The 280-nt window shown below is 36.4% G+C and carries 1 protein-coding gene; it reads left to right on the plus strand.

The window, feature by feature from the left end:
• Nucleotides 1–280, plus strand: a 280-nt coding sequence (locus KMS84_RS40050) for a hypothetical protein (RefSeq protein ID WP_256921577.1), incomplete at both ends; no start/stop codon positions are given.

A 280-nucleotide genomic window follows, 5' to 3' on the forward strand; every position in this document is an offset into this window, starting at 1 on the left:
TATTTACTTGCCTCACTTTATAGGTCCGATGCAGACCCTCTCTTGAACAAATGGGCGATTTTTGAAAGCGCTGTATTAGACATAGCACCAGCTTCAGATCTGATGATACCGGTAAGAAGCAGTTTCACAGATAATATTTTTATACTCGACAAAAACAATAACAAATGGGTGCTTGTAAAAAACTTAAGCGGTGAGCAACGAATACTTGATATCTTTGGAATGATAGATCCTAGCCGAGATCTTTGCTTTCTATCAAGAATAAATAATCAACCTATAAAAC

The sequence above is a fragment of the Streptomyces hilarionis genome (assembly GCF_024539675.1).
Lineage (GTDB): Bacteria > Actinomycetota > Actinomycetes > Streptomycetales > Streptomycetaceae > Streptomyces > Streptomyces hilarionis.